Origin of the sequence: Amycolatopsis sp. NPDC051372 (genome assembly GCF_040682095.1) — a bacterium.
In the GTDB taxonomy this organism is placed as follows: Bacteria; Actinomycetota; Actinomycetes; order Mycobacteriales; family Pseudonocardiaceae; genus Amycolatopsis.
On record NZ_JBFBAF010000015.1, the window covers coordinates 180,109 to 204,773 of the forward strand.

At 70.3% G+C, this 24,665-nt stretch carries 27 protein-coding genes; 12 read left to right on the forward strand and 15 right to left on the reverse strand.

Annotated elements, in window-relative coordinates:
- Positions 1–67: 67 nt before the first annotated feature.
- From AB0M56_RS23565 to AB0M56_RS23580, 4 genes are read right to left on the reverse strand one after another with little or no spacing between them, the layout of a single operon-like run.
- Positions 68–1,765, reverse strand: coding sequence for a cytochrome bc complex cytochrome b subunit (locus tag AB0M56_RS23565; RefSeq protein ID WP_364179547.1), 1,698 nt, complete (start codon positions 1,763–1,765; stop codon positions 68–70).
- Positions 1,762–2,913 (reverse strand): ubiquinol-cytochrome c reductase iron-sulfur subunit, encoded by a 1,152-nt coding sequence (locus tag AB0M56_RS23570; RefSeq protein WP_364179549.1) that lies wholly within the window; start codon positions 2,911–2,913, stop codon positions 1,762–1,764. Before AB0M56_RS23570 ends, AB0M56_RS23565 begins: the two co-directional genes overlap by 4 nt.
- Positions 2,910–3,728: a c-type cytochrome gene (locus AB0M56_RS23575; protein ID WP_364179551.1), complete on the reverse strand. Its 819-nt coding sequence runs from the start codon at positions 3,726–3,728 to the stop codon at positions 2,910–2,912. Before AB0M56_RS23575 ends, AB0M56_RS23570 begins: the two co-directional genes overlap by 4 nt.
- A 54-nt stretch (positions 3,729–3,782) precedes the next feature.
- On the reverse strand, positions 3,783–4,409 hold the full coding sequence (locus AB0M56_RS23580) for a heme-copper oxidase subunit III (RefSeq protein WP_285969328.1): 627 nt from the start codon (positions 4,407–4,409) through the stop codon (positions 3,783–3,785).
- 95 nt (positions 4,410–4,504) lie between these two features.
- On the opposite strand from AB0M56_RS23580, the gene AB0M56_RS23585 reads away from it, so the two are divergent.
- Genes AB0M56_RS23585 through trpD form a run of 3 tightly spaced genes read left to right on the forward strand, consistent with a single transcriptional unit; the run spans position 4,505 to position 6,458 of the window.
- Entirely contained in the window at positions 4,505–4,930 is a 426-nt protein-coding gene (locus tag AB0M56_RS23585; protein WP_364179553.1) for a ribonuclease E inhibitor RraB, read from the forward strand.
- Positions 4,931–4,990: 60 nt separating this feature from the next.
- On the forward strand, positions 4,991–5,401 hold the full coding sequence (locus tag AB0M56_RS23590) for a hypothetical protein (protein ID WP_354863944.1): 411 nt from the start codon (positions 4,991–4,993) through the stop codon (positions 5,399–5,401).
- A gap of 7 nt (positions 5,402–5,408) precedes the next feature.
- Positions 5,409–6,458 (forward strand): anthranilate phosphoribosyltransferase, encoded by a 1,050-nt coding sequence (trpD, locus tag AB0M56_RS23595; RefSeq protein ID WP_364179555.1) that lies wholly within the window; start codon positions 5,409–5,411, stop codon positions 6,456–6,458.
- Between the two features lie 82 nt (positions 6,459–6,540).
- Here trpD and AB0M56_RS23600 read toward each other — a convergent pair whose 3' ends face one another.
- Entirely contained in the window at positions 6,541–7,512 is a 972-nt protein-coding gene (locus tag AB0M56_RS23600; protein WP_364179557.1) for a helix-turn-helix domain-containing protein, read from the reverse strand.
- A gap of 83 nt (positions 7,513–7,595) precedes the next feature.
- On the opposite strand from AB0M56_RS23600, the gene AB0M56_RS23605 reads away from it, so the two are divergent.
- Complete coding sequence (locus AB0M56_RS23605) at positions 7,596–8,540, forward strand: DMT family transporter (RefSeq protein ID WP_364179559.1); 945 nt, start codon at positions 7,596–7,598, stop codon at positions 8,538–8,540.
- On the opposite strand, the gene AB0M56_RS23610 is transcribed toward AB0M56_RS23605, so the two are convergent.
- Positions 8,485–8,907 (reverse strand): cytochrome c oxidase subunit 4, encoded by a 423-nt coding sequence (locus AB0M56_RS23610; RefSeq protein ID WP_220237945.1) that lies wholly within the window; start codon positions 8,905–8,907, stop codon positions 8,485–8,487. The genes AB0M56_RS23605 and AB0M56_RS23610 overlap by 56 nt on opposite strands.
- A gap of 39 nt (positions 8,908–8,946) precedes the next feature.
- Positions 8,947–9,894, reverse strand: a complete 948-nt coding sequence (coxB, locus tag AB0M56_RS23615; RefSeq protein ID WP_364179561.1) for a cytochrome c oxidase subunit II — start codon at positions 9,892–9,894, stop codon at positions 8,947–8,949.
- A 195-nt stretch (positions 9,895–10,089) separates the two neighbouring features.
- Between coxB and asnB the strand changes: the two genes are divergently transcribed.
- Positions 10,090–12,024: an asparagine synthase (glutamine-hydrolyzing) gene (gene asnB, locus AB0M56_RS23620; RefSeq protein ID WP_364179562.1), complete on the forward strand. Its 1,935-nt coding sequence runs from the start codon at positions 10,090–10,092 to the stop codon at positions 12,022–12,024.
- 130 nt (positions 12,025–12,154) lie between these two features.
- Here the strand turns inward: asnB and AB0M56_RS23625 are convergent, their stop codons facing one another.
- A complete protein-coding gene (locus AB0M56_RS23625; RefSeq protein WP_364179564.1) occupies positions 12,155–13,144 on the reverse strand; it encodes a carbohydrate kinase family protein in 990 nt (329 codons plus the stop codon).
- A 145-nt stretch (positions 13,145–13,289) separates the two neighbouring features.
- On the opposite strand from AB0M56_RS23625, the gene AB0M56_RS23630 reads away from it, so the two are divergent.
- The gene (locus AB0M56_RS23630; protein ID WP_220237941.1) at positions 13,290–13,472 is read left to right on the forward strand and encodes a hypothetical protein; all 183 of its coding nucleotides are present in this window, start codon (positions 13,290–13,292) and stop codon (positions 13,470–13,472) included.
- A gap of 91 nt (positions 13,473–13,563) precedes the next feature.
- On the opposite strand, the gene AB0M56_RS23635 is transcribed toward AB0M56_RS23630, so the two are convergent.
- Complete coding sequence (locus AB0M56_RS23635) at positions 13,564–13,941, reverse strand: iron-sulfur cluster assembly accessory protein (protein ID WP_220237940.1); 378 nt, start codon at positions 13,939–13,941, stop codon at positions 13,564–13,566.
- Positions 13,942–14,086: 145 nt separating this feature from the next.
- Here AB0M56_RS23635 and AB0M56_RS23640 point away from each other — a divergent pair, with 145 nt between their 5' ends.
- A complete protein-coding gene (locus tag AB0M56_RS23640) occupies positions 14,087–14,734 on the forward strand; it encodes a DUF3043 domain-containing protein (protein ID WP_364179566.1) in 648 nt (215 codons plus the stop codon).
- A 192-nt stretch (positions 14,735–14,926) separates the two neighbouring features.
- On the forward strand, positions 14,927–15,922 hold the full coding sequence (locus tag AB0M56_RS23645; protein WP_364179568.1) for an aldo/keto reductase family protein: 996 nt from the start codon (positions 14,927–14,929) through the stop codon (positions 15,920–15,922).
- Between the two features lie 22 nt (positions 15,923–15,944).
- On the opposite strand, the gene AB0M56_RS23650 is transcribed toward AB0M56_RS23645, so the two are convergent.
- Positions 15,945–16,634 carry an IspD/TarI family cytidylyltransferase gene (locus AB0M56_RS23650; protein ID WP_364179570.1) on the reverse strand — a complete coding sequence of 230 codons (690 nt, stop codon included), beginning with the start codon at positions 16,632–16,634 and terminating at the stop codon, positions 15,945–15,947.
- Between the two features lie 11 nt (positions 16,635–16,645).
- Positions 16,646–17,215, reverse strand: a complete 570-nt coding sequence (locus AB0M56_RS23655) for a dihydrofolate reductase family protein (protein ID WP_364179571.1) — start codon at positions 17,213–17,215, stop codon at positions 16,646–16,648.
- Positions 17,216–17,367: 152 nt separating this feature from the next.
- On the opposite strand from AB0M56_RS23655, the gene cobT reads away from it, so the two are divergent.
- Positions 17,368–18,447 carry a nicotinate-nucleotide--dimethylbenzimidazole phosphoribosyltransferase gene (cobT, locus tag AB0M56_RS23660; RefSeq protein WP_364179573.1) on the forward strand — a complete coding sequence of 360 codons (1,080 nt, stop codon included), beginning with the start codon at positions 17,368–17,370 and terminating at the stop codon, positions 18,445–18,447.
- Positions 18,448–18,511: 64 nt separating this feature from the next.
- Here the strand turns inward: cobT and AB0M56_RS23665 are convergent, their stop codons facing one another.
- Entirely contained in the window at positions 18,512–19,615 is a 1,104-nt protein-coding gene (locus AB0M56_RS23665; RefSeq protein ID WP_364179575.1) for a branched-chain amino acid aminotransferase, read from the reverse strand.
- A 112-nt stretch (positions 19,616–19,727) separates the two neighbouring features.
- Between AB0M56_RS23665 and AB0M56_RS23670 the strand changes: the two genes are divergently transcribed.
- Positions 19,728–20,033, forward strand: a complete 306-nt coding sequence (locus AB0M56_RS23670; RefSeq protein WP_364179577.1) for a hypothetical protein — start codon at positions 19,728–19,730, stop codon at positions 20,031–20,033.
- 15 nt (positions 20,034–20,048) lie between these two features.
- On the opposite strand, the gene AB0M56_RS23675 is transcribed toward AB0M56_RS23670, so the two are convergent.
- Positions 20,049–20,681 (reverse strand): DUF402 domain-containing protein, encoded by a 633-nt coding sequence (locus tag AB0M56_RS23675; RefSeq protein WP_364179579.1) that lies wholly within the window; start codon positions 20,679–20,681, stop codon positions 20,049–20,051.
- Positions 20,668–21,525, reverse strand: coding sequence for a sulfatase (locus tag AB0M56_RS23680; RefSeq protein ID WP_364179580.1), 858 nt, complete (start codon positions 21,523–21,525; stop codon positions 20,668–20,670). The genes AB0M56_RS23675 and AB0M56_RS23680 overlap by 14 nt, the downstream gene beginning before the upstream one ends.
- A gap of 102 nt (positions 21,526–21,627) precedes the next feature.
- Here AB0M56_RS23680 and AB0M56_RS23685 point away from each other — a divergent pair, with 102 nt between their 5' ends.
- Positions 21,628–23,130 (forward strand): leucyl aminopeptidase, encoded by a 1,503-nt coding sequence (locus AB0M56_RS23685; protein WP_364179582.1) that lies wholly within the window; start codon positions 21,628–21,630, stop codon positions 23,128–23,130.
- 68 nt (positions 23,131–23,198) lie between these two features.
- On the forward strand, positions 23,199–24,167 hold the full coding sequence (locus AB0M56_RS23690) for an SMI1/KNR4 family protein (protein WP_364179584.1): 969 nt from the start codon (positions 23,199–23,201) through the stop codon (positions 24,165–24,167).
- Here the strand turns inward: AB0M56_RS23690 and AB0M56_RS23695 are convergent.
- Entirely contained in the window at positions 24,164–24,508 is a 345-nt protein-coding gene (locus AB0M56_RS23695; RefSeq protein WP_220237928.1) for an oxidoreductase, read from the reverse strand. The genes AB0M56_RS23690 and AB0M56_RS23695 overlap by 4 nt on opposite strands.
- Positions 24,509–24,665: the final 157 nt, after the last annotated feature.

A 24,665-nucleotide genomic window follows, 5' to 3' on the forward strand; every position in this document is an offset into this window, starting at 1 on the left:
CCTGCGAACGGCGAAGGCCCCTCCGACCCGAGACGGGTGGAGGGGCCTTCGCCGTGTCAGCGGGAACTCAGTGCCCGGAGCCGCGCGAATCCGACGGCTGGGCGCTGGTCAGCTGCGGGCTGCCCAGCTTGGAGGTGTCGCCTTCGGCGGCCTGGCCGTGCCCGTCGCCGTTGCCTTCGTGGGCAGCGCGCTCGAGAGCGGCCGACTCCTCCGGCGGGTCCGCGGTCCAGAGCGAGCCGGGGACGGCGTGCCCGGCGGTGCCGAGCTTGTTCATCTTCTTCGGCACCGGCGCACCCTGGTACTCGAGCGGCACCGCGTGGCCGTGGCCGTCCACGCCGCCCAGCGGCTGGTGGACCTCGATGAACTCACCGTGCGGCAGGCGCTTGATGATGCCCGTCTCCACGCCGTGCTCCAGCACCTCGTGGTCGGCCCGCTGCAGACCCAGGCAGATCCGGTAGGTGATGTAGTAGGCGATCGGCGGCAGGATCAGCACGCCGATGCGGCCGGCCCACGTGGTGGCGTTCAGCGAGATGTCGAACTGGTCGGCGATGATGTCGTTGAAGCCCGACAGCTCGATGACCAGGAAGAACCCGAGCGCCATCATGCCCAGCGCGGTGCGGACCGGTGCGTCGCGCGGCCGCTGGAGCAGGTTGTGCGCCGCGTTGTCCTTCGACAGCTTGCGCTCCAGGAACGGGTACGCCAGCAGCAGCCCGATCAGCAGCGGCATGCCCACCGCGCCGGGGAAGAACACCGCCGGAATCGTGTAGTTCCCGAGGTAGACCTCCCACGCGGGCCAGATGCGCAGCATGCCGTCGGCCCAGGCCATGTAGAAGTCGGGTTGCGAGCCGGCCGACACCATCGAGGGGTTGTACGGCCCGAAGTTCCACACCGGGTTGATCTGGAACAGGCCCGACATCAGCGCGATGACACCTGTGACCAGCGTGAAGAACGCGCCGCCCTTGAGGGCGAAGTACGGCATGATGCGCACGCCGACGACGTTGGTCTCCTTGCGCCGCACGCCCGGGAACTGCGTGTGCTTCTGGTACCAGACCAGCGCCAGGTGCACACCGATCAGCGCGAGCATGATGCCCGGGATCAGCAGGATGTGCAGCGTGTACAGGCGCGGGATGATCTGGTCGCCCGGGAACTCGCCGCCGAACAGCGCCCAGTGGATCCAGGTGCCGATGACCGGCACGGAGAGCACGATGCCCGACAGCGTCGCGCGGATACCGGTACCGGAGAGCAGGTCGTCCGGGAGCGAGTAGCCGAAGAAGCCTTCGAACATGCCCAGGACCAGCAGCAGGCCACCGATGATCCAGTTGGCCTCACGCGGCTTGCGGAACGCGCCGGTGAAGAAGATCCGGAACATGTGGATCATCATCGAGGCGACGAAGATCAGCGCCGCCCAGTGGTGCAGCTGGCGCACGAAGAGGCCGCCGCGCACGTCGAACGAGATGTCCAGCGTGGTGCGGAACGCCTGCGACATCTCGACGCCCTGCAGGTTCTGGAAGCTCCCGTGGTAGGTGACTTCCTGCATGGAGGGGTCGAAGAACAGCGTCAGGTACACACCCGAGAGCAGGATGATGATGAAGCTGTACAGCGCGATCTCGCCCAGCAGGAACGACCAGTGCGTGGGGAAGACCTTGTTCATCTGGTGACGCAGGCCCTTGGCCAGCTTGTACCGCTGGTCCGCATTGTCCGCGGCCTCGCCGAGGTGTTGCTCCAGCGCGCTCGTGCCCTTGGTGGGCGTGGTCAGTGAGCTCATGACTTACGCTCCCAAAAGGCCGGACCGATGGCCTCGTTGAAGTCGCCCCGTGCGATCAAGTATCCCTCTGAGTCAACCGTGATCGGCAGCTGAGCCAGCGGACGCGTCGCCGGGCCGAAGATGGGCTTGGCGTAGTGCAGGGCGTCGAACTGCGACTGGTGACACGGGCAGAGGATGCGGTTCGTGCGCTGCTCGTACAGGGAGGTCGGGCAGCCGACGTGGCTGCAGATCTTCGTGTACGCGTAGTAGTCGCCGAAGTTGTAGTCCTCCTGGCCCTTCCGCTTCACCACGCGCGCGGCGTCGGTGGGGCGCAGCCGGATGAGCATCACCGGGTTGTCGACGCGGGTCAGCGCGGCGGCCAGCGCCTCGCGGTTGCCCGCCTCGGTCTTGCGGTACGGGAACACCGTCTCCATGCCGCCGGCGTCGAGGTCTTCGACGCGCAGCAGGGTCACGCCCTTTTCGACGTCGTCGTCCAGGCTGCCGGTGTTGGCGCGCAGGTAGACGACCTCACCCGGGTGCTGCGGCTGCCAGCCGGTGTGCCACAGCGAGTTCTCGTTGTCGGTGTCCTTCCACGGGTCCTTGATGAAGGACGCCAGCGGCAGGGCCGCGACCGCGAGACCCAGCACACCGGCACTCGCGCCGGCCGTGCGCTTGATCAGCGACCGGCGGGCGATGGTGCTGCGGGCCCCGGCGTCGGCCAGGTGCGCGAGGATCGTGGCGCGGTCGACCTCGGCCGACGGGCCGTCGCTGCGCTGCTGCACCGCGTTCTCCTGCGGCACGAACTTCTTCGTGTACAGGATCACGCCGATGCCGAGCGCGAGCACCGCGATGCCGAGCGTGACGCCCAGCGCCGGGGTGTACAGGCTGTAGGTGGCGTGCCCGCTCGCGTCGCTCGGGTCCTTGTACTCCCACCAGTGCGGCCACGCGACGACCACGACGAACGCCAGGCCCGCGAGCGCGGACAGGGCGAACCAGAACGCGACGAGCCGCTGCGCGCGGCGTTCGGCGCGGGTGTCCTTGACCGGCCACGGTTCCGGATAGTCGACGATCTCGACGCCGTCCAGCTGACCGCCCAGCTTGAGCAGCTGGTCGCGGTCCATCTTGGCCAGTTCCGCCTCCGAGGGCGGCTGGGGCCCTTCGGCACTCATGCCTTCGATCCAATCCACAGTGTGATGCCCACGAGCGCGACAATTCCGACGACGAAAGCGATAAGGCCTTCGGAAGCGGGACCGAACCCGCCGAGGCCGTTACCACCCGGGTTGTTGTTGCCGTCTGACACCGACTTTACATAAGCGATGATGTCTTTCTTCTCCTCCGGGTTGAGCTGCCGGTCGGAGAATTTCGGCATGTTCTGCGGCCCCGTGAGCATCGCGTCGTAGATCTGCTCTTCGGTGGCCGGGTCGAGGTTCGGCGCGTACTTGCCCGCGGAGAGCGCGCCACCGCGACCGGTGAAGTTGTGGCACGACGCGCAGTTGAGGCGGAACAGCTCGCCACCGCGCGCCGGGTCGCTGCCGCGCAGCGCGGCACCGGTCTCGTCGGGGCGCTGCGCGCCGCCGCCGTGGGCCTGCACGAAGGCGCCGACGGCGTCGATCTCGCTCGGCGTGAGCTTCGGCGGCTTGCGCTCGATCTGCGCCTCCTGGCGCGCGGCAGGCATGCGACCGGACGAGGTCTGGAAGTACACGGCCGCGTCGCCGACGCCGATGAGGCTCGGACCGCGGTCCTGCACGCCCTCGAGGTTCTTGCCGTGGCACTCGATGCAGGTGTTGTTGTAGACCTGCTCGCCCTGCCGCAGCAGAGCCGGGTCGCCCTGGGCCTGCGCGGTCTGGGGCTCGGGCGCGAACACGGCGTACAGGGCGCCGGCTCCCACCAGCGCGACACCGAGTGCGAGCAGGCCGGCGAAACGCCTGCGCAGCTTCGAACGCGCGCGGAACCGGCGCTCCGGGGACTTCTTGCTGGTGGTCATCTTGCGGCAACCCTTGCTGTCAGTTCAGGCCGATGGTGGTGGCGGCGGGCGGGATCAGGGGAGGATGTAGATCACCGCGAAGAGGCCCACCCACACGATGTCGACGAAGTGCCAGTAGTACGACACGACGATCGCCGAGGTGGCCTGCGCGGGCGTGAACTTGCTGAGCTTGGTGCGGATCAGCAGGTACACGAACGCGATGAGCCCGCCGATCACGTGCAGGCCGTGGAAACCGGTGGCGAGGTAGAACACCGTGCCGAACGGGCCGGACGGGATCGTGAGTCCCTCGTTCACCAGGTTGTGGTACTCGTTGGCCTGGCCCGCGACGAAGATCGCGCCCATGATCAACGTGACGATGTACCAGCGCCGGAGCCCGTAGACGTCCCCGCGCTCCGCGGCGAACACGCCGAACTGGCACGTCAGCGAGGACAGCACCAGGATCACCGTGAACGGGATCGCGTACGGGATGTTGAGGTGGAATTCCTCGCCGTGCAGGGGCGGCGGCCAGGGTGCGCCGGCCGCGTTCTGCGCCTTGACGGTGAAGAACATGGCGAACAGTCCGGCGAAGAACATCAGTTCGCTGGACAGCCACACGACTGTGCCGACGCTGACCATGTTCGGCCGGTTCAGCGAGTGGACCCGCTGGCTGATGGTGGGAGCTGCCGTTGTCACGGATCGCATTATGTCCTCCCGCGCGGGCACCCCGCCCTTCGGGTCCACGGCGGGTCGTGGGAGCTTCGCATCACACCCGAACCCGGCACAGGCAGGAGCTACTCGTGAGTTTGCTCGGTCGGCTTCGTGACCTGGCCCGAAAGCGCGAAAGTCCCGCTCTGACGCCTGATGCACCCGGTTTGGTGATCGTCGCGGAGGCGTTCGACCCCGCCGTGGCGGACTCGGCCGTGCTCACGAATTCACCCGGCTGGGTCGCGTCCGCCCCCGCGGTCTTCGTCCACCACCTGAGCCTGCCGCCCGAGCGCGTGGCCGAGGCGGCGGCGATCCTCGCCCAGGACGGGTGGGAGCTGCGCGAGCAAGGTCCCGACGGCGACCGAGTGCTGGTCCACGCCCTGCGGGTGCAGGTGCTCGACGCCCTGCACTGCGCCCAGGAACGGTCGCGAATGGCCGGTCTGGCGCAGCGCCTCGGCGGCGACGCGCTCGGCTGGGACGCGCGGCAACCGGGTGAGTCGCCCACCGCGTCCGCGTGAGATGCATCTCGGCCGATACGATCGCGAAGTTCCACCCGTGACGAGACGGAGGCGTGCTCAATGGGCGAGCAGACGAAGCGGATCCTGGTGTTCAGCCACAAGGCCGAGGTCCGCGACGCGATCATCAACGCCGTCGGCCGGCGGCCCGCCGCCGACCTGGGCCGCGTGGAGTACGTCGAGGCGGCCGGGATCGCCGACGTGCTGTCCGAGGTGGACGCCGGCACCGTCGACCTCGCGATCCTCGACGGCGAGGCCCAGCCCACCGGCGGCATCGGCCTGACCCGCCAGCTCAAGAACGAGATCACCGACTGCCCCCCGATCGTGGTGGCCGTGCGGCGCAAGGACGACCGCTGGCTCGCCACCTGGTCGCAGGCCGACGCCGTGCTGGTGCACCCACTCGACCCGCTGACCGCGGCGGAGACCGTCGCCGGCGTGCTGCGCGCCGGGCGCGTGCCCGCCGTCAACGGCTGAGCCGGGGATGGGCACCACCCCGGTCCCCCACACCTGGTCCGGCCTGCTGACGCAGCTGATCGGGCGCTCGGACCTGTCCGCCGACGACACGGCCTGGGCCATGGACCAGATCATGTCCGGGGCGGCCACGCAGGCGCAGATCGCCGGGTTCGCGATCGCGTTGCGCGCCAAGGGCGAGACGCCGGAGGAGATCTCCGGCATGGCCGAGGCGATGCTGGCGCACGCGCGCCGCATCGAGCTGGACGCGCCCGCCGTCGACATCGTCGGCACGGGTGGCGACCGGTCCAACTCGGTCAACATCTCCACGATGGCGACGATCGTCACAGCGGCCGCGGGCGCGCCCGTGGCCAAGCACGGCAACCGCAGCGCTTCGTCGAAGTCGGGCGCGGCCGACGTTTTGGAGACGCTCGGCGTCGCGATCGAATTGCCGCCGGACGCGGTGCACCGGTCGTTGCGTGAGATCGGCATCGGCTTCTGCTTCGCGCCCGCGTTCCACCCGGCGTTTCGCCACACCGGGCCGCCGCGGCGGGAGCTGGGCGTGCCGACGACGTTCAACCTGCTCGGCCCGCTCACCAACCCGGCCCAGCCGCGCAGCGCGCTGATCGGCTGCGCGTACGCGGACAAGACCCGCGTGCTGGCGGAAGTGTTCGCACAGCGCGGTTTCTCGGTGCTCGTGGCCCGCGGCGACGACGGCCTCGACGAGATCACCACCACCACGACCACGTCGGTCTGGGTGGTCTCGGACGGCACTGTGACCGAACGCAGCTTCGACCCCGGCGCGCTCGGCATCCCGCGCGCCACGGCCGAGGACCTTCGCGGCGGCGACGCGACCGCCAACGCCGAAGTGGTGCGCCAGCTCGTGGCCGGCAAGACCGGTCCGGTGCGCGACGCCGTGGTGCTCAACGCGGCAGCCGCGCTCGCCGCGTTCCGGGGCTTCTCCGGTTCGCTGGAGGACGATCTGGCCACCGGGCTGGAGCAGGCCAACCGCGCCATCGACTCCGGCGCGGCGGCGGCCCTGCTGGAGCGCTGGATCAAGTTCTCCTCGGCGTCTCGCTGACCCGACCACGACGAAGGCGGCATCGGAATCTTCCGGTGCCGCCTTCGTCGTGCGCGGGAGCGGTGCCGGGGACAAAAGCGGCTCAGGAGCCCTGGAAAGCCGCGCGGTAGGCGCTCGGGGTGGTGGCCCGCAGGCGCGTGAACTGGTGGCGCAGCGCGGCCGCTGAGGCGTAGCCGCAGGCCGTCGCGATGTCCTCGACGGACAGCCGGCCCTCCTCCAGCAGCGCCTGCGCGCGGTCGAGCCGGCGTTCGGTGAGCCAGCGGTGCGGCGTGGTGCCCGTGGCGGCGGAGAACCGGCGCAGGAACGTCCGCTCCCCCAGCCCGCTGCGGCGCGCGAGCTCCGCGACCGTGAACGGCCGGTCCAGCCGCCGTTCCACCCACTCCAGCGCCTCGGCGACCACGGCGTCGTCCGGCGAGGCGGTGGCGGGCAGCGGTGCCTCGACGAACTGCGCCTGCCCGCCCGCGCGGTGCGGCGCCGCGACCATCCGCCGCGCGAGCGTGGTGGCCGCCGCGACGCCGCGCAGCCGCCGCACGAGGTGCAGGCACAGGTCGACGGCCGCGACGGTGCCCGCGCTCGTCGACACGCCGTCGTCGTCCGCGTACAGCGCCTGCGGGTCCACAAGGGCCTTCGGGAAGAGCCTGCGGAAGTCCTGTTCGTACACCCAGTGCACCGTGCAGCGGCGGCCGTCGAGCAGGCCCGCGTAGCCGAGGGAGAACACACCTGCGCAGAAACCGGCGACCCACGCGCCGCGCTCCCTGGCGTCCCGGAGGACCTCCAGAACCGGTTCCGGCGGCGCCACCATGCGCGGTTCGCACGTCGGCACGATCAGCAGATCGGCCGACGCGGCGAAGTCCAATCCGGACAGTCCCGTGAGCCCGAAACCGGACCAGGTGTCCACTGTGTGGTTTTCGGCCCCCTTCGGCGAGCACACGCCGAACTCCCAGCCCTCGATTCCGTCCGCGCTGCGGTCGGTGCCGAACACCTCGCACGCGACGCCCAGCTCGAACGGTGAGACCCGGTCGGCCAGCACCACCGCGACCCGTTGCACATCCACGCACCCCAGCGTGTCACAAGTTTTGCGGTCGTTGTCATCTCTGACACTGTTCGCGCGGGGCTCGCGGGCCGAATCTGTGAGGCATGAAAAACCCCGAAACCCGCCCGGTCCTGCAGTGGTCGGCCGCCATGGCCCTGTCGGGCACGATCGGCGCGGTAGTGCTGGAAAGCGGTGCCGCCGCGCCCGCCGTCGCGTTCGCCCGCTGTCTCGTCGGCGGTGTCCTGCTCGTGGTGTGGTGCCTCGCGCGCGGCTATCTGCGCAGCTGGCGACCGTCCCTGCGCGACCTGCTGCTGGCCGCGCTGGGGGGCGTGCTGCTGGTGGCCAACTGGGTGCTGCTGTTCACGTCGTACACGCTGTCGTCGATCGGCGTGAGCACCGTCGTGTACCACACGCAGCCGCTCATCCTGGTGGGTCTGGCGGCGGCGTTCCTGGGTGAAAAAGTCGCGAAGACGCACTTGGCGCGGGCGGGCTTCGCGTTCGCCGGCGTGGTGGTGATCTCCCTTTCGGCGCACGGCGACGACGGGCAACCGGTGCGGTTCGCGGGGATCGCGCTCGCGCTGGGCGCGGCGGTGCTCTACGCCGGCACGTCGTTCGTGGCGAAGCAGCTCACCCACGTGCGCCCGCACCTGCTCGCGGCGGTGCAGCTGGCGGTGGGGACGGTACTGCTGGCCCCGGCGCTGGCGTTCACGCCGCTACCGCACTCGGTTCCGGGGCTGCTGTGGCTGGTGCTGCTCGGCACCGTGCACACGGCGGTGATGTACGTGCTGATGTACGCGAGCATCGGCAAGCTGCCCACCACGACGGTGGCGCTGCTGTCCTACCTCTACCCGGTGGTCGCGGTGGTGGTGGACGTGCTGGCGTTCGGCCACCGGCTGTCGTGGCCGGAGGGCCTGGGCATGTTGGCGGTGCTCGCCGCCGCGCTGGCACCCCAGCGCGGCGGCAGGTCCCGGTCGCGAACGGCCGGGGAAAGCGTCACTCGTGGTTCGGACCCGTGTGGTACTCGAACACCAGCCCGCCCACGGCGATGAGCAGGGCGACGAGCGCCATGACCAGCAGCCAGATGTGGAAGAACGCGAGCGCGAGACCACCCAGCGCGGCCGAGGCCGCCATGGCGATCGGCCAGTAGCTGCCCGGGCTGAAGAAGCCGAGCTCGCCCGCACCGTCGCTGATCTCGGCGTCCTCGCGGTCCTCGGGGCGCGGTTCGATCCGGCGGGACACGAACTGCATGTAGCTGCCCGCGAGGAACGCGAGACCACCGGTCAGGAATAGCGAGACGATGCCGACGGGCTCGGCCTTCTGGTCGGTCGCGTAGAGGGCGGTCATGACCCAGTAGATGACGGCCATGACGACGGCGAACGCCGCCACCATGTAGAAAATCCGGGCTTCGACCTTCATGGGACTTTCTCCCCTACTCCTCTGGTTCGCCGGAACCGGTCAGTTGGACGCGGTACGCGCGGTGCGGTCGGTGTTGAACGGCTGCGTGGTCACCGCGTGCGGGGTGCACAGCTCGCCGCAGTTCATCGCCGCCAGCGCCTCGGAAGCCGTGTTCGGCTGGCCCGTCTTCGGGTTCGTTTCCGTGCGCAGCTTGATGTACTGGTCGTACTTGTCCGGCGAGAGCGCGCGGACCTCGAAGTTCATCACCGAGTGGTACGTGCCGCAGAGTTCCGCACACCGGCCGACGAAGGAGCCTTCGCGGTCGATCGAGTTCTGGAAGGAGCTGTCCTGGTTGTTCTTCTCGGGGTCCGGGAAGACGTCGCGCTTGAAGTGGAACTCCGGGACCCAGAACGAGTGGATGACGTCGGTGGACCGGAGGCGGTACTCGATCGTCTTGTTCGTGGGGAGCACCAGCAGCGGGATCTCGCCGGAGGAACCGACGGTGCTGACCTGGCTGCCGTCCGGACGCTTCGCGTTCGCGTCGTCGTACTTGAACTCCCAGTTCCACTGGAAGGCCACCACGTCGACGGTCACGTCCGGGTCGGGCTTCTTGTCCAGGACGTTGCTCTCGGTCGTCGCGGTGAAGAAGAACAGCACGCAGACCATGATCGTCGGGACGACGACCGTGAAGATCTCGAGCGGGATGTTGTACTGGAACTGCCGCGGGAGGTCGTCAGGCCCCTCGACCGCAGAGTTCTTCTTCTTGCGGTGGAACGTCGCGGTCCAAAAGATCAGGGCCCACACGATGACACCGACGGCGAGCGCGGCGACGACCGTCCACGTCCAGAGGTTCTGCATCTCTTCGGCCTGCGGGGTGACCCCGACCGGCCAGCCGAATCGGAGGATCTCGTCCCCGGAGCAGCCCGTCGCGGTCAGCGCCACCAGCACGGCCAGCGCGGCGACCCGGCCGACACGCTTACTCCCGTGGGTGCGCGCTGGTTTTCCCACTGCGCCTCGCCCTTTCACCCAGAGCCTCCTCGACCGATCTTCGTGACAGGCGGAGCCTAGCCGAGTTCACGGTTCCCGCTGTCCAAGGGGTGACCACAACGCGCGCGCGTCCACCCGATGCGGTCCGCGGTGCACGGTTCGCGGCATACTGTGCCCTTCCCGGACCGGCGAAGACCCTGAGGTGTGTGAGTACGCGTGTGCGGCCTGCTTGGACTGATCTGCGGCACCGAGACCGACGCGGCGAACGCCCGTGAAGCCGTGGGCACGGCGATGCGCTGCCAGCGCCACCGCGGCCCCGACGAGCAGGACACCTGGGCCGACGGCGAGGTCGTCTACGGCTTCAACCGGCTGGCGTTCATCGACGTCGACCACGCCCACCAGCCGCTGCACTGGGGTCCGTCGGAGGCGCCGGGCCGCTACACCATGAACTTCAACGGCGAGATCTACAACTACCGCGAGCTGCGCGAAGAGCTCGCTGAAAAGTTCGGCGCGAAGTTCGAGACCGAAGGCGACGGCGAGGCCATCGTCGCGGCGTACCACTACCTGGGCGCCGACGCGGTGAAGAAGCTGCGCGGCATGTTCGCCTTCATGATCTGGGACTCCGCCGACAAGGTCGTGTTCGGCGCGCGGGACCCGTTCGGCATCAAGCCGTTGTTCTACTCCGCCGGCCCCCAGGGCGTGGCGTTCTCCAGCGAGAAGAAGAGCCTGCTGGAGCTCGCGGACACCCTCGGCGTGGCCCTGGAGCTGGACCGCAAGGCCCTGCAGCACTACCTGGTGCTGCAGTACGTGCCGGAGCCGGAATCGCTGCACACGGCGGTGCGCCGCGTCGAGTCGGGCACGTCGTTCCGCGTGGTGCCGGGCGGGCAGGTCGAGTTCACCCGCTACTTCCACCCGCAGTTCTCGGCGAAGCCCGTGAACGGCACCGGTGAGGCCGAGGAGCTGTACCAGCGCATCGCCGATGTGATGCGCGACTCGGTGGGCAAGCACATGATCTCCGACCCGGACGTGACGGTCGGCGCGTTCCTGTCCGGCGGCATCGACTCCACCGCCACGGCGACGCTGGCGAAGGAGCACAACCCGAACCTCATCGCGTTCACCACCGGGTTCGAGCGCGAGGGTTACTCCGAAGTGGACGTCGCCGCCGAATCGGCCGCGGCGATCGGCGTGAAGCACGTGGTGCGCACGGTTTCGGCCGACGAGATGATGGAGGCCCTGCCGCTCATCGTCTGGTACCTCGACGACCCGGTGGCCGACCCGGCGCTGGTGCCGCTGTGGTTCATCGCGCGCGAGGCCCGAAAGCATGTGAAGGCCGTGCTTTCCGGCGAGGGCGCCGACGAGCTGTTCGGCGGCTACACGATCTACAACGAGCCGATTTCGCTGGCACCGTTCGAAAAGGTGCCCGGCGGGGTGCGCAAGCTCATCGGCAAGGTGTCCACGAAGATCCCGGAAGGCACGCGGGGCAAGGACTTGCTGCGCCGCGGCGCGCTGCCGCTGGAGGACCGCTACTACGGCAACGCCCGCAACTTCCGCGACGACCAGCTGCGCAACGTGCTGCGGACCTATCAGGACGGTGTGGGCTTCAAGGACGTCACCGCGCCCTGGTACGACGTCTCGCGCGGCTGGGACCCGGTGGCGCGCATGCAGCACGTGGACCTGTTCACCTGGCTGCGCGGCGACATCCTCGTGAAGGCCGACAAGGTCACCATGGCCAACTCGCTGGAGCTGCGCGTGCCGTTCCTCGACGCCGAGGTGTTCAAGGTCGCCGCTTCCATTCCCCTGGACCAGAAACTCGCGCACGGCACCACGAAGTACGCGCTGCGCCAGGCACTCGCGAAGATCATCCCGGCCCACGTGCTCAACCGGCGCAAGCTCGGCTTCCCCGTGCCGATCCGCCTGTGGCTGCGCAACGAGATGTACGACTGGGCGCGCGGCATCATCAACGATTCGAAGACCGACGAGCTGCTCGACAAGCCCGCCGTGCTGCGCCTGCTGGAGGAGCACAAGGCGGGCCAGCTCGACCGCAGCCGCCAGATCTGGGCGCTGCTGGTGTTCATGCTGTGGCACGGCATCTTCGTCGAGCACCGCATCAAGCCGGAGATTCCGGAGCCGGTGTACCCGGTGAAGCTCTGAGCTTCCGGCGTCCGGGGTGGCCAACGTCACCCCGGACGCCGTCCGGCAGCGGTTCCGCGAGGGCCGCGACGACCCCGGACACGACTGTGGCCGCCCCGGACGTCCGGGGCGGCCACAGTCGTGAGGTGCGTCAGGCCGGCAGCACCGTGGCGATCTCGTCCGCCGCTTCCGGGCCGAACGCGTCGCCGAGGCGCGCCAGGACGTCGGTGCGGTCGAAGATCCACTCCTGCGTGCCGACGGTCTCCAGGACCAGCACCGCGATGAGCGAGCCGAGCTGCGCGGCGCGCTCCAGCTCCAGGCCGCCGTCGAGCGCGGCGAGGAAGCCGGCGCGGAAGCCGTCGCCGACGCCCGTCGGGTCGGCCTTGCCGCGCTCCGGGACGGCGCCGATCTGCAGGGCGAGGCCGTCGCGGCCGATGATCTCCACGCCCTTCTCGCCCAGCGTCGTGATGCGCATGCCCACGCGCTCCAGCACGTCGGCCTCGGTCCAGCCCGACTTCTGGAGCAGCAGCTCCCACTCGTAGTCGTTGCTGAACAGGTACTTGGCGCCCGCGATGAAGTCGCGCACCTGGGCGCCGTCCATGCGGGCCAGCTGTTGCGACGGGTCGACGGCGAAGGTGTAGCCACGCTGGCGGCACTCCTGCGCGTGGCGGACCATGCCCTCGGGGTCGTCCGGGCTGATCAGCACGAGACTCAGCGCGCCGGCGCGGTCGGCGATGGGCTTGAGCTCGATGTTGCGCGACTCGGCCATGGCGCCGGCGTAGAACGTCGCGATCTGGCACAGGTCCTCGTCGGTGGTGCACACGAACCGCGCGGTGTGCGCGACCTCGGACACGAGCACCCCGGAGGTGTCCACCCCGTGGCGCTCCAGCCACGACGCGTAGTCGGCCCAGTCGGAGCCCACGGCACCCACGAGTACGGGGTTCACGCCCAGCACGCCGAGACCGAACGCGATGTTGGCGCCGATGCCGCCGCGGCGGACGACGAGGTCGTCGGCCAGGAAGCTCAGGGAAACCCGGTGGAGCTGTTCCTTCACGAGCTGCTCGGCGAACCTGCCGGGGAAGTGCATCAGGTGATCGGTTGCGATGCTGCCGGACACGGCGATCCTGGCCTTGTCTGCCACCGGTTCTCCTCTGGCTGTCGTGTGCATGCGACTCTGGCGCGGTTACCCGCAGGTCATGACCCGTCCGGGTAGTTCCCACGCCTCGGCCGACACTACCGGCTGGTACCGCTTTCCCAGTCGCTGAAGGATCAATAGCGTTACGGAAGTGAACACGGCCACTGAACCGGAAGACCTCGGCGAGCTCATCGCCGATTGCGCCCACATCCCGTCCGCGCTCCGCAGCGAGGGACTCACCACCGACCGGATGCCGCACCCGCGGGCCGCGCGGCCGTGGCAGGTCGACGACGCCTGCCACGCGCAGGTCGCCGACCTCGACGCCTACGTCTGAGACCCCGGCACCCCACCTCCGAGCACGAAGAAGGGCCCCCACCGACTCGGCGGGGGCCCTTCTTCGTGTCTGTGCTGGCTGAGCGCGCGGCTCAGTGGAAGCTGTCACCGCACGCGCACGAGCCGGTCGCGTTCGGGTTGTCGATCGTGAAGCCCTGCTTCTCGATCGAGTCGACGAAGTCGATCACGGCCTCGGACACGTACGGAGCGCTCATCCGGTCGACCGCCACGCGCAGACCGTCGAAGTCGCGGAAGAGGTCACCGTCGAGCTCGCGCTCGTCGAAGAACAGCTGGTAGCGCAGGCCCGCGCAGCCACCGGGCTGGACGGCGATGCGCAGGTGCATGTCGTCGCGGCCCTCCTGCTCGAGCAGGGCCTTCGCCTTGACCGCCGCGGCGTCGGTCAAGGTCACGCCGTGGGTCTCCTCGGCGGTCTCGGCCTGCGCCGCACCGGTCTGCTCAGCGGTCGTCATGGCACTCCCTCTAGGTCGAACTCACTGCGGGTACTTCTCGTCCGAAACAGTTCAACTCTCCGGGTACCCGATCTGTTCCCCCTCCATGGTTGCACATCGCACGACCTGCCGAACATCGTCGTGACGCCTGCAATACCCTGGTGAGGTGAGGTTCCTGCGCCGAAGCACCACCAAGACCCCCGCCGACGACGTCGACGCCGACGTGGTCGACCCCGCGTCGACCACCGGGAAGGCGTATACGCCGGGCAAAGGCCGGGCTACACCGTCGCGGCGGGAAGCGGAAGGGCGCAAGCGGGGCCCGGTCGCCCCGCCACCCACCAGCATGCGCGAGGCGATGAAGCGCAACAAGCAGCTCCGCAAGGAGAACCCGGTCAGCAAGGACGACCGCCGGGCGGCCGCCAAGCAGCGCCGCGAACGCATGATGTCGGGTGACGACAAGTACCTGCCCGTGCGCGACCGGGGCCCGGTCAAGGCGTACGTGCGCGACCTCGTGGACTCCCGCCGCAACATCCTGGGCCTGTTCATGCCGCTCGCGATCCTCGTGTTCCTCGCGCTGCTGATCCCGGTTCCCGCGGCGCAGCAGTACATCACCCTCATCTGCATGGCGATGCTGCTGGTCATGGCCATCGAGGGCGTGGTCAACGGCCGCAAGATCTCCCGTCTGGCCCGGGAGCGGTTCCCGAAGGAGCCCACCCGAGGCGTCGGCTGGTACGCCTTCGTGCGCGCGAGCCAGATCCGCAAGCTGCGGGTCCCGAAGCCGCGCCTGCGCCCGGGCGACCCGATCCCCGGCTGAGCGCTTTCGTGACGGCCGCCACACCTTCACGGGTGGGGCGGCCGTTGTCATGTCCGGCTGCTTGCCGGCGAGTACCCGGTGAGCGCTGTGCACGCACCTTGAACGCCGGCGCCGACCATCCGTGAGCACCACCACTTCCCGATCGGGGAGGTTCGTTAGCAACGCGAACAACCTCCGCCTAGGCTGAGCGGCATGGAGTTTCGACGACTCGGCCGCAGCGGCCTCAACATCAGTGAGATCTCCTACGGCAACTGGCTCACCCACGGGTCCCAGGTCGAAGAGGAGCAGGCCCAGGCCTGTATCAAGGCGGCGCTCGACGCCGGAATCACGACCTTCGACACGGCCGACGTGTACGCGAACACGGCGGCGGAGTCGGTGCTCGGGCGGGGCCTGAAGGGCCAGCGCCGGGAGAGCCTCGAGATCTTCACGAAGGTGTTCTGGCCGAGCGGGCCGAAGGGCCAGAACGACAAGGGCCTCTCGCGCAAGCACATCATGGAGTCGGCCACCGCGTCGCTGCAGCGGCTCGGCACCGACTACCTCGACCTCTACCAGGCGCACCGGTTCGACCACAACACGCCGCTCGAAGAGACGATGACCGCGTTCGCCGACCTCGTCCGCCAGGGCAAGGTCCTCTACATCGGCGTCTCGGAGTGGTCGGCCGACCAGATCACGCAGGGCGCGGCGCTCGCGCGTGAGCTGAAGGTGCCGTTCATCTCCAACCAGCCGCAGTACTCGATGCTGTGGCGCGTCATCGAGTCGCAGGTCGTGCCGGCGTCCGAGCGCGAAGGGCTCAGCCAGATCGTCTGGTCGCCGATCGCGCAGGGCGTGCTCACCGGCAAGTACAAGGCCGGCCAGCCCCTGCCCGAGGGTTCGCGCGCGACCGACCAGAACGGCGGCGCGAACATGGTCAAGCGCTTCCTCAACGACGAGACGCTGACCGCGGTCGCCAAGCTGGAGCCGCTGGCCGCGCAGGCCGGACTGAGCATGGCGCAGCTGGCCGTGGCGTGGGTCCTGCAGAACCCGAACGTCGCCTCGGCGATCATCGGCGCCTCCCGCCCGGCGCAGGTGCACGAGAACGTCAAGGCCGTCGGCGTGAAGCTCGACGCCGACCTGCTGACGGCGATCGACGAGGCGCTCGAGTCCGTTGTCGAGCGCGACGCGTCGCTGACCCGCAGCCCGTCGCTGTGATCTGTCCCGCTGGGCAGCCTGTTCAGCGGGACAGCAGCCGCTCGGCCACCGCGAGGTCGTGCGGGTAGGTGATCTTCAGGTTCTCCGCGCCGCCGGGCACCCAGTGCACCGGCAGCGCGGAGAACCGTTCCATGCACGAAGCCGTGTCCGTGCCCAGGAAGCCCTCGGTCTCGGCCTGTTCGTAGGCCGCCAGCAGCGGCTCGGCGCGGAAGCCCTGCGGCGTCTGCACGCGGATCGCGCCCGGCAGCGGCGCGGCGACCGAACCGTCGGCGGCCATCGAGACCACGTCGTCGGCGGCCAGCCCCGGCACTGCGCCGCCGAACTCGCGGGTCCGGGCGAGGACGTCGCCGATCAGAGCGGGAGTCGCGAGCGGGCGGGCGGCGTCGTGGATGAGCACGGCGTCGACGGCGCCCGACTCGATGCGCGGGGCGAGGTGGCGCAGGGCGTTCAACTCGGACCCCTGCCGCGTCGCACCCCCGGTGACGACCTCGACCTTCCCCGGGTGCGCGGCCAGCACCTCGTCGGCCAGCTCGGTGTCCTGCTCGCGGATCACGAGCACCAGCACGCCGACCTCGGGCACCGCGGCGAACGCCGCCAGCGACCACTCCACGACCCGGCGGCCCGCCATCGGCAGGTACACCTTGTTGAGCGCCGCGCCGACCCTCGTGCCGGCGCCGCTGGCCAGCACGACCCCTGCCGCTGTCGTCTCCACGGTCGGCGACCCTACTGGGCCGCGTTCGCCGGGGTGTAGCTGAGGATCACCATCCCGTTGCCGAACACTTCGCTGCCGTTGAACGTGAAGCTCGCCTTCGCGGTGTCGCGGTAAAGCAGCTCGTCGGGCTTGGCCGCACCGGAGATCACGGGGTGCAGCCACACGCGCAGCTCGTCGAGCAGGCCGTTGGCCAGCAGCAGCCGGGTGACATCACCGAAGCCGTACTGCAGGATGTCGCGGTCGGTGCGCTCCTTGACCTCGCGCACCGCGGCCACAGCGTCACCGCCGGCACCGCCGAGCACGTGGCTGTTCGTCCACTGGGGATCGGTCAGCGACGAGGAGACGACGTACTTGTCGATCGAGTTCATCCGGTCGGCGAACAGGTCGGTGCCGGACCGCTGCGGCCACGCGGCGGAGAACCCGTCGTAGGTCTTGCGGCCCATGATGAGGGCGTCGCTGCGATCGAGCTGAGCCTGCGCGGCGGCGGTGGCCTCCTCACTGAAGTAGTCCCAGTGCCAGTCGGCCATGTTGGTGATGTCGCCGTCGAGCGTCATGAACGTGGCGTTGACGATCCTGCCCATCGGGTGCTCCCCTCCGTCCGGTTCCGCCCGAGGTGGGCGGCTCTCGAAGACGCGTCGAACGGTACCGCCGCGGTTCGACACGGTCGCGGAAGTTTTTTCTCCGGCGGCCGGTAGGTTGACCCGTGAGGACTCCCGCGAGAGAAAGGCCTGGCGTGGACGCGGACACCAGCATCGAGTTCGGCGAGATCGAACCACCCAGCGACCAGGCCCGGTCGGCGGCGATCGCCCTGCACGGCAAGCTCGTGAAGCCCGCGGGATCGCTCGGCCGGCTCGAGGAGCTCGGCGTGTGGATCTCGTCGTGCCAGGGCCAGGCGCCGCCGCGGCCGTTCACGCGGCCCCGGGTCGTGGTGTTCGCCGGCGACCACGGCATCGCGAGGAAGGGCGTGTCCGCCTATCCGGCGGAGGTCACGTCGCAGCTCGTCGGCACGATGCTGACCGGCGGCGCGGCCATCAACGTGCTCGCCGCCGCGGCCGGCGCCAGCGTGCGCGTGGTCGACATGGCCGTGGACACCGGAGAGTCGGCCATGCGCTCCATCGGCGAGTACAAGGTCCGCCGCGGCTCCGGCTCGATCGACGTCGAGGACGCCCTCACCGACGACGAGGTGCGCGCGGCCGTGCTCGCCGGCATGAAGGTCGCCGACGCCGAGGTGGACGGCGGCGCCGACCTCCTCATCGCGGGCGACCTGGGCATCGGCAACAGCACCCCGGCGTCCGTGCTGGTCGCCGCGCTCACCGGCACCGAGCCCGTGGCCGTGGTCGGGCGCGGTTCGGGCATCGACGACAACGCGTGGATGCGCAAGGCCACCGCCGTGCGCGACGCGCTGCGCCGCGCCCGCGTGGTCCTCGCCGACCCGCTGGCCCTGCTGCGCACCTCCAGCGGCGCCGACATCGCCGCCATGGCGGGCTTCCTGGCCCAGGCGGCCGTCCGCCGTACCCCGGTCGTCCTCGACGGTCTCGTCGTCTGCGCGGCGGCGATGGTGGCCGAGGAGCTCGCCCCCGGTGCGCGCCGCTGGTGGATGTCCGGCCAGCTCACCGGCGAGCCCGCCCACGCCCTCGCCCTGGAACACCTCGACCTCGGCGCGCTGCTCGACCTCGACGTCCGCCTCGGCGAGGGCACCGGCGCCGTCACCGCGCTGCCGCTGCTGATGATGGCCGCGCGCGTGCTCGCGGAGATGACCACGCACGAGCAGTCCGGAGTGTCCGGCCCGCTTACACCGGTGCCGGCTTCCTGAAGCCAGTCAACGAGAAGGGCCGCCCGGGACGAACCCGGGCGGCCCTTCTCGTGTCCACAGTGGATCAGATCAGCGGACGCATCCAGCCGTCCGGGAAGGCCAGGTCACCTTCCTGCATGCCGACCAGTTCCTCCCGCAGCTTCATGGTGATCGGACCCGGCTGCCCGTCGCCGATCGTGAACTCGCCACCGGCGTGCTTCACGTGCCCGACGGGCGTGATCACGGCCGCGGTGCCGCAGGCGAAGACCTCGGTCAGCTCGCCGGAAGCGGCGGCTTTCTCCCACTCGTCGGTGGAGATCCGGCGCTCCTCGACGCGGTGACCCGCGGTCTCGGCCAGCTGCAGCAGCGACTTGCGCGTGATGCCCGGCAGCAGCGAGCCGGACAGCTCCGGCGTGACCACGCGGGCGTCGGAACCCGAGCCGAAGACGAAGAACAGGTTCATCCCGCCCATCTCCTCGACCCAGCGGCGCTCCACTGCGTCGAGCCACACCACCTGGTCGCAGCCCTGTTCCACGGCCTGCGCCTGCGCCACGAACGACGCCGCGTAGTTGCCGGCGCACTTCGCCGCGCCGGTGCCGCCCGGCGCCGCCCGCACGTACTCCGTGGACAGCCACACGCTGACCGGCTTCACGCCACCGGCGAAGTACGAGCCGGCGGGCGAGGCGATGAGCGTGTACAGGTATTCGGTGGCCGGCTTGTTCACGCCGAGCCCGGTCGAGGTGGAGATCATGAACGGCCGCAGGTAGAGCGAGTCGCCCTTGCGGGTCGGCACCCAGCGCTCGTCGACCGCGATCAGCTCGCGCAACGACTCGAGGAAGACCTCCACGGGCAGCTGCGGCATCGCCAGGCGCTCGGCCGAGGCCTGGAAGCGCTCGGCGTTGGCGTCGGGCCGGAACGCGGCGACCGTGCCGTCGGCCTGGCGGTAGGCCTTGAGGCCTTCGAAGATCGCCTGCCCGTAGTGCAGCACCGACGTGGCCGGGTCGAGGGAGAACGGTTCGTACGGCCCGACCTTGGCGTCGTGCCAGCCGCGCTCCTCGCTCCAGCGCACCGTGACCATGTGGTCGGTGAAGTACAGACCGAACCCGGGCTTGTCGAGTACCTCGGCGACGCGCTCGGGAGTCGCGGGGTTCGGGTGCGGGACTCGGGAGAAGTGCGTCGCTGTCGTCATGGCCCAACTTTAGCGCTTGGTCGGAAGCGCGTTAGTCGGAAGACCTCCTGTTTCACGCGCCGCACACCCGCACGTTCGGTGCGTGAGACGCGGATGCCCTTACGATGGACAGGTGAGCTTCCCAGCGACCTCCCAGGGACGTCGACCCGCACAGCCGGGCGCCGGCCCCGACGTGAAGACCTTCGCGACCGCGGTGCTGCTGACGTTCGGCGTCGGCCTGCTCGGCATGGTGGGCTGGGCGCTGCTGGGCAGCGGCTTCGGCGCTGTTCTCGGCCTCGCCGCGGGCGGTTTCGGCGTCTACTGGTGGCGCAGCCTCCACGGCCAGGTGTTCGCACGGGACCTGCCGACTCGGTCGGTGATCATCCTGCTCGTGGTGAACGTCGTGCTCGCCGCGATCCTGTTGCTCACCGCGGCCTGAGCCTCGGTCCAGGAGTCACAGCAGCGCGGCCGGCAGTTCCGGCGCGGGCCACGACGGGTCCGGCCGGAAGTCCGTGTGCGTGCCGTCGAACGGGAACGCGCCGGCGTCGGCCAATGCCCCGATCCGCTCCCCCTCCGCGCGCAGCCGGTCGAGCTGCCCGGCCGTGAGCCGGCCGGCGGCGAGCGCTTCTTCTGCCTCGTCCTCGTCGTCCCAGCGCCAGCCGATACCGGGTGTCACCACTACGTCGAGCACGCCGTCGATGCGGTCCGGGCCGCTCGCGGTGCGCCCGAGCGGGATCTCGAGATTCACGTACCAGTCGCGGAACGTGCCGTCCGGCTCGAAGAACCACCACACCGAGGACCACTGGCCCTCGGGGATCATCCGCAGCGTCGAGGTGCCGCGCCACGTGTCGGGCACCGGCACACGCGGCACGCGGAAGCGCTCTTCCAGCGGGGCCTCGCGCATCGTGCGGCCGTCGGTGAGCCGGCTGCCGACGATCGGCGTGCCCATCGGGAGCCAGCCGAGCAGCACCTGCCCGTCGTCGGACACCACGCGCAGGGGGTGGTGCTGGCCGATGCTGCCGTCGGGCCGCAGGAAGCGTTCGACGACGGTCTCCCCCGACTCCCAGAGGTGATCACTCGCGGGCATGGGCGTCACGGTAGCGGCGGGCCCGCAGCACCAGCTCCAGCACGGTGCCGAGCCCGGCCACGACCAGCACCGCGTACGGCGTCGCGAACAGCGCCGCGGCCAGCGTGACGACGGCTCCCGCGGCGGCGAGCCAGCCCTTGTCCGGTGCGTACCGCTCGCGGGCGTCGGTGTACGTGGTGAGGGCCGCGGGGACCGTCGCGAGCACGACGACCACGGTGAGCACCGGCTGCAGCTGACCCGCGTCGGCGGCGTAGAGGAGGTCGCGGATCGACGTGGCCGAAAGCCCGAGCCGGTCCGGGCCGAGCTGCACGAGCGCGACGATCGTGACCAGCACCGCGAGCCCGCCGAGCGTCAGCGCGCGCAGGGTGACGCGGTCCGCGGCGACCGGCAGCAGGAACGGCAGCGTGACCACGGCCGCCACGATGACCCCGGCGACGTCCGGCGCGGCGATCGGCGAGGTCGTCACGACCGGGGCCACGACGGCGCACAGCACGATCAGCACCACCGCGGCGGCGATCAGCACGATCGTGAGCCAGCGGACCAAGGCGGCGGGCAGCCGCAGGCCGGCGAAATCGGTCACGGCGACCACGACCACGAGCCCGGCCGCCGCGTACGCGGGTTGCGCCGGGACGACGTACGCGCCGAAGACGATCGCCTGCACAGCCACCAGCGCCAGCCGCGTGATCCCGCCGGTCCAGCGCTCGGCCTGCGTGTCGCCGAGCGGGGGCAGCCGGGCCGTGACACCGGCGGCGATCGCCGCGAGCACGACGCCCGCCAGCACCCAGTAGCCGGCCCCGGCGGCCCCCACCGCCAGCACCACGAGGAGCCCGCCCCCGAGTCGCACGATGGTCCCCTCCCGACGTCCGGCCGCGCTTGTCATTAGCATGGCTCACGATCCGTCCGGGCACGTCGCCCGGTACCACCGCGAACGCGCGAGGAGCCAGAAGTGACCGTGCCGAAGCTTGCCCTGTCCGAGAACACCGAGGCGGCGCTCACCAAGACCCGCGCCGACGTGGTGGTGATCGGCACCCTCCAGGGCGAGGACGGCCCGGTGCTCGCCGCGGGCGCCGCGGGCGCCGACGCCGCGTTCGACGGCAAGCTCACCGAGGTGCTCGCCACGCTCGGCGCCACCGGCAAGGCCGAGCAAGTCGTGAAGCTGCCCACACTGGGCAAGCTCACCGCCGGCGTCGTGCTGGCCGTGGGCCTGGGCAAGGCGACCGACGGTGCCGTGACGGCCGAGCAGGTCCGCCGCGCCGCCGGTGCCGCCGCGCGGGCGCTGGCCGGCACGGAGCGCGCATTCGTCACGCTCTCGGCGCTCGACCTGCAGGCCGCCGTCGAAGGCACCGCGCTCGGCGCGTACACCTTCACCGAGTACCGCTCCTCGAAGGGCGACGCCCCGCTGGCCAAGGCCGACTTCGTCAGCCCGGAGGACGGCACCGCACGCGAGCACAAGGCGACGCTGAAAGCCGCCACCGCCATCGCGGAGTCGGTGATCATCACCCGCGACCTGATCAACACCCCGCCCAACGACCTGTTCCCGGCCTCGTTCGCCGACCGCGCGAAGAAGCTCGCCGAGGACAACGGCCTCGACTTCGAGGTGCTCGACGAGAAGCAGCTGAAGCGCAAGGGCTTCGGCGGCATCCTGGGCGTCGGCGGCGGTTCCGAGCGTCCGCCGCGTCTGCTGCGCGTGGGCTGGAAGCCGGCCAAGGCGAGCAAGCGCGTGGCGCTGGTCGGCAAGGGCATCACGTTCGACTCGGGCGGCATCTCGATCAAGCCTGCCGCGGGCATGGACCACATGACCTCGGACATGTCCGGTGCCGCCGCGGTGCTGGCGTCGGTCGTGCTGGCCGCGAAGCTGAAGTACCCGCTCGAGGTCACCGCGCACATCCCGCTGGCGGAGAACCTGCCGTCGGGCAGCTCCTACCGTCCGGGCGATGTCCTGACCATGTACGGCGGCAAGACCGTCGAGGTCCTCAACACCGACGCCGAGGGCCGCCTGGTCCTGGCCGACGCGATGGTGCGCGCCGCCGAGGAGAACCCCGACTACCTCATCGAGACCGCCACCCTCACCGGCGCGCAGGTCGTGGCGCTCGGCAACCGCACCGCCGGTGTGATGGGCTCCGACGAGTTCCGTGACCGCGTCGCGGGCATCATGCAGGCCACCGGCGAGGGCGGCTGGGCCATGCCGCTGCCCGAGGAGCTGCGCGCCGACCTCGACTCCCGCCTGGCCGACCTGGCCAACGTCACGGGCCACCGCTGGGGCGGCATGCTCGCGGCCGGCCTGTTCCTCAAGGAGTTCGTGGCCGAGGGCCTGCCGTGGGCCCACATCGACGTCGCGGGCCCCGCCTTCAACACCGGCGGCCCCTGGGGCTACACCGGCAAGGGCGGCACGGGCGTCCCCGTCCGCACCATCGCCGCCGTCCTGGCCGACATCGCCGACCGCGGCTGACCCGTTCTCGACGCCAGGCCCCTCACCGCGCGCGGTGGGGGGCCTTCTTTTGTGGCACCCTCGCGACCATGGACCGTGACGCCTACCTCGAAGCCGCGATCCGCGACGTCCTCACCGCCGACGAGCCGGCCCTCGATCGCCGCGTCGGGCACACCGCCCTGCTGCTGGCCACGGCGGGCGCCGACGCCGACCGGCTCGTCACGCACTGGCGCGCGGTCACGGGCCGCCCGGCCACGCAACTCGCCGACGACGCCGTGCGGGCGCGCGCGTGGGCGATGCTGTTCGAGGCGCGCGGCGACCGTCCACAGTGGGCGGACGAACTCATCCCGCTCGACCTCGACGCCGAAGAGCAGGCGCACCAAGCCTTCCTGACCCGCCGGGTGTCCGATCTGGACGGTGTCCTCGACGGCTCCCCCGTCGCGGGCGTCGTGTCCGCCCTCGCCCCGGGCCGTCCCGACCGCGTCCGTACGGCCCTGGCGGAGGGCGACCTCGAGGCGTGGGCGGAGCTCGTTGCCTCTCACCCGGCTCCAGACGTCGCCGCACTGGCCGCGACGCGCGCGCTCGCCTCACGGCTCGTCGCCGGCGCCGATCCGCTCGACCTCGGCCCGGACTGGCCCGATCAGTGCGCCGGTGCCCTGATCGCCGCGCTGCGCGAGCGTTACCCGACGCAGCCGGACAGCTGGCCGGAGCTCGTTGCGGCGATCATGCACGAACGCGGCCAGACGGCTCCGCCACCGGCGTCCGAAGGAGACCTCCAAGAGGCCGAACGCCGGCTCGCCACGACACTGCCCGCCGACTACCGCGAGTTCCTCCGCACAACGAACGGCCTCCCCGACGACGTCACCTTCCCGCGCCTGCTGCCCGCGCAGGAACTGCGCGCCGACAACGGTGTCGTCATCGTCTCCGACCCCGCACTCGTGCTGCTGACCGCGACCGGCCACGCCGTGGAGGTCGACCTCGCGTTCGGCAGCACCGCGCACCCGACATTCCGCGCGCTGCTCGAACACCACCTCGGCCTGCTCGAAGCGAGCCGCTAGACCTGGCCGCGCTTCTTCCGCTCCGTGTATTCACGCATGCGCTTGGGGTAACCGACCCGCGACACCTCATACACGGGAATCGACCGCTTCTCGCCGAAGTGCAGTGCCGCCTGGAGACTGCCGATGCGCCGACGGGTCCACTCGCCGTCGTGGGCGATGAGGACCACAGTGGCTTCCGTCACGGTGGTGCGGGGCTCGACGTAGGCCTCCACGCCACGCCGCGATGCGGCCCATTCCTCCAGGTGACGGGTGTCTTCGGAGGTGGCCTTGCGCATCGTTCCCGGACGTCTGCCGCCTCGGCCTCGCCGACGCAGCGAGTCGAAGATCCCCACTCCGACCACCTCTCTTCCTGCAGGAGTACGAACTCCATTATTCCCACGATCAGGTGTGGTCGGTGTCGCACGGCCGGGTTGGTCGGCCGGATCGGCGTAGTGACAAGATGGCTGGTGTCGCGCGCGCGGTTATACCGGGGCTGCGCGACGACCGAGCTTCACCCCT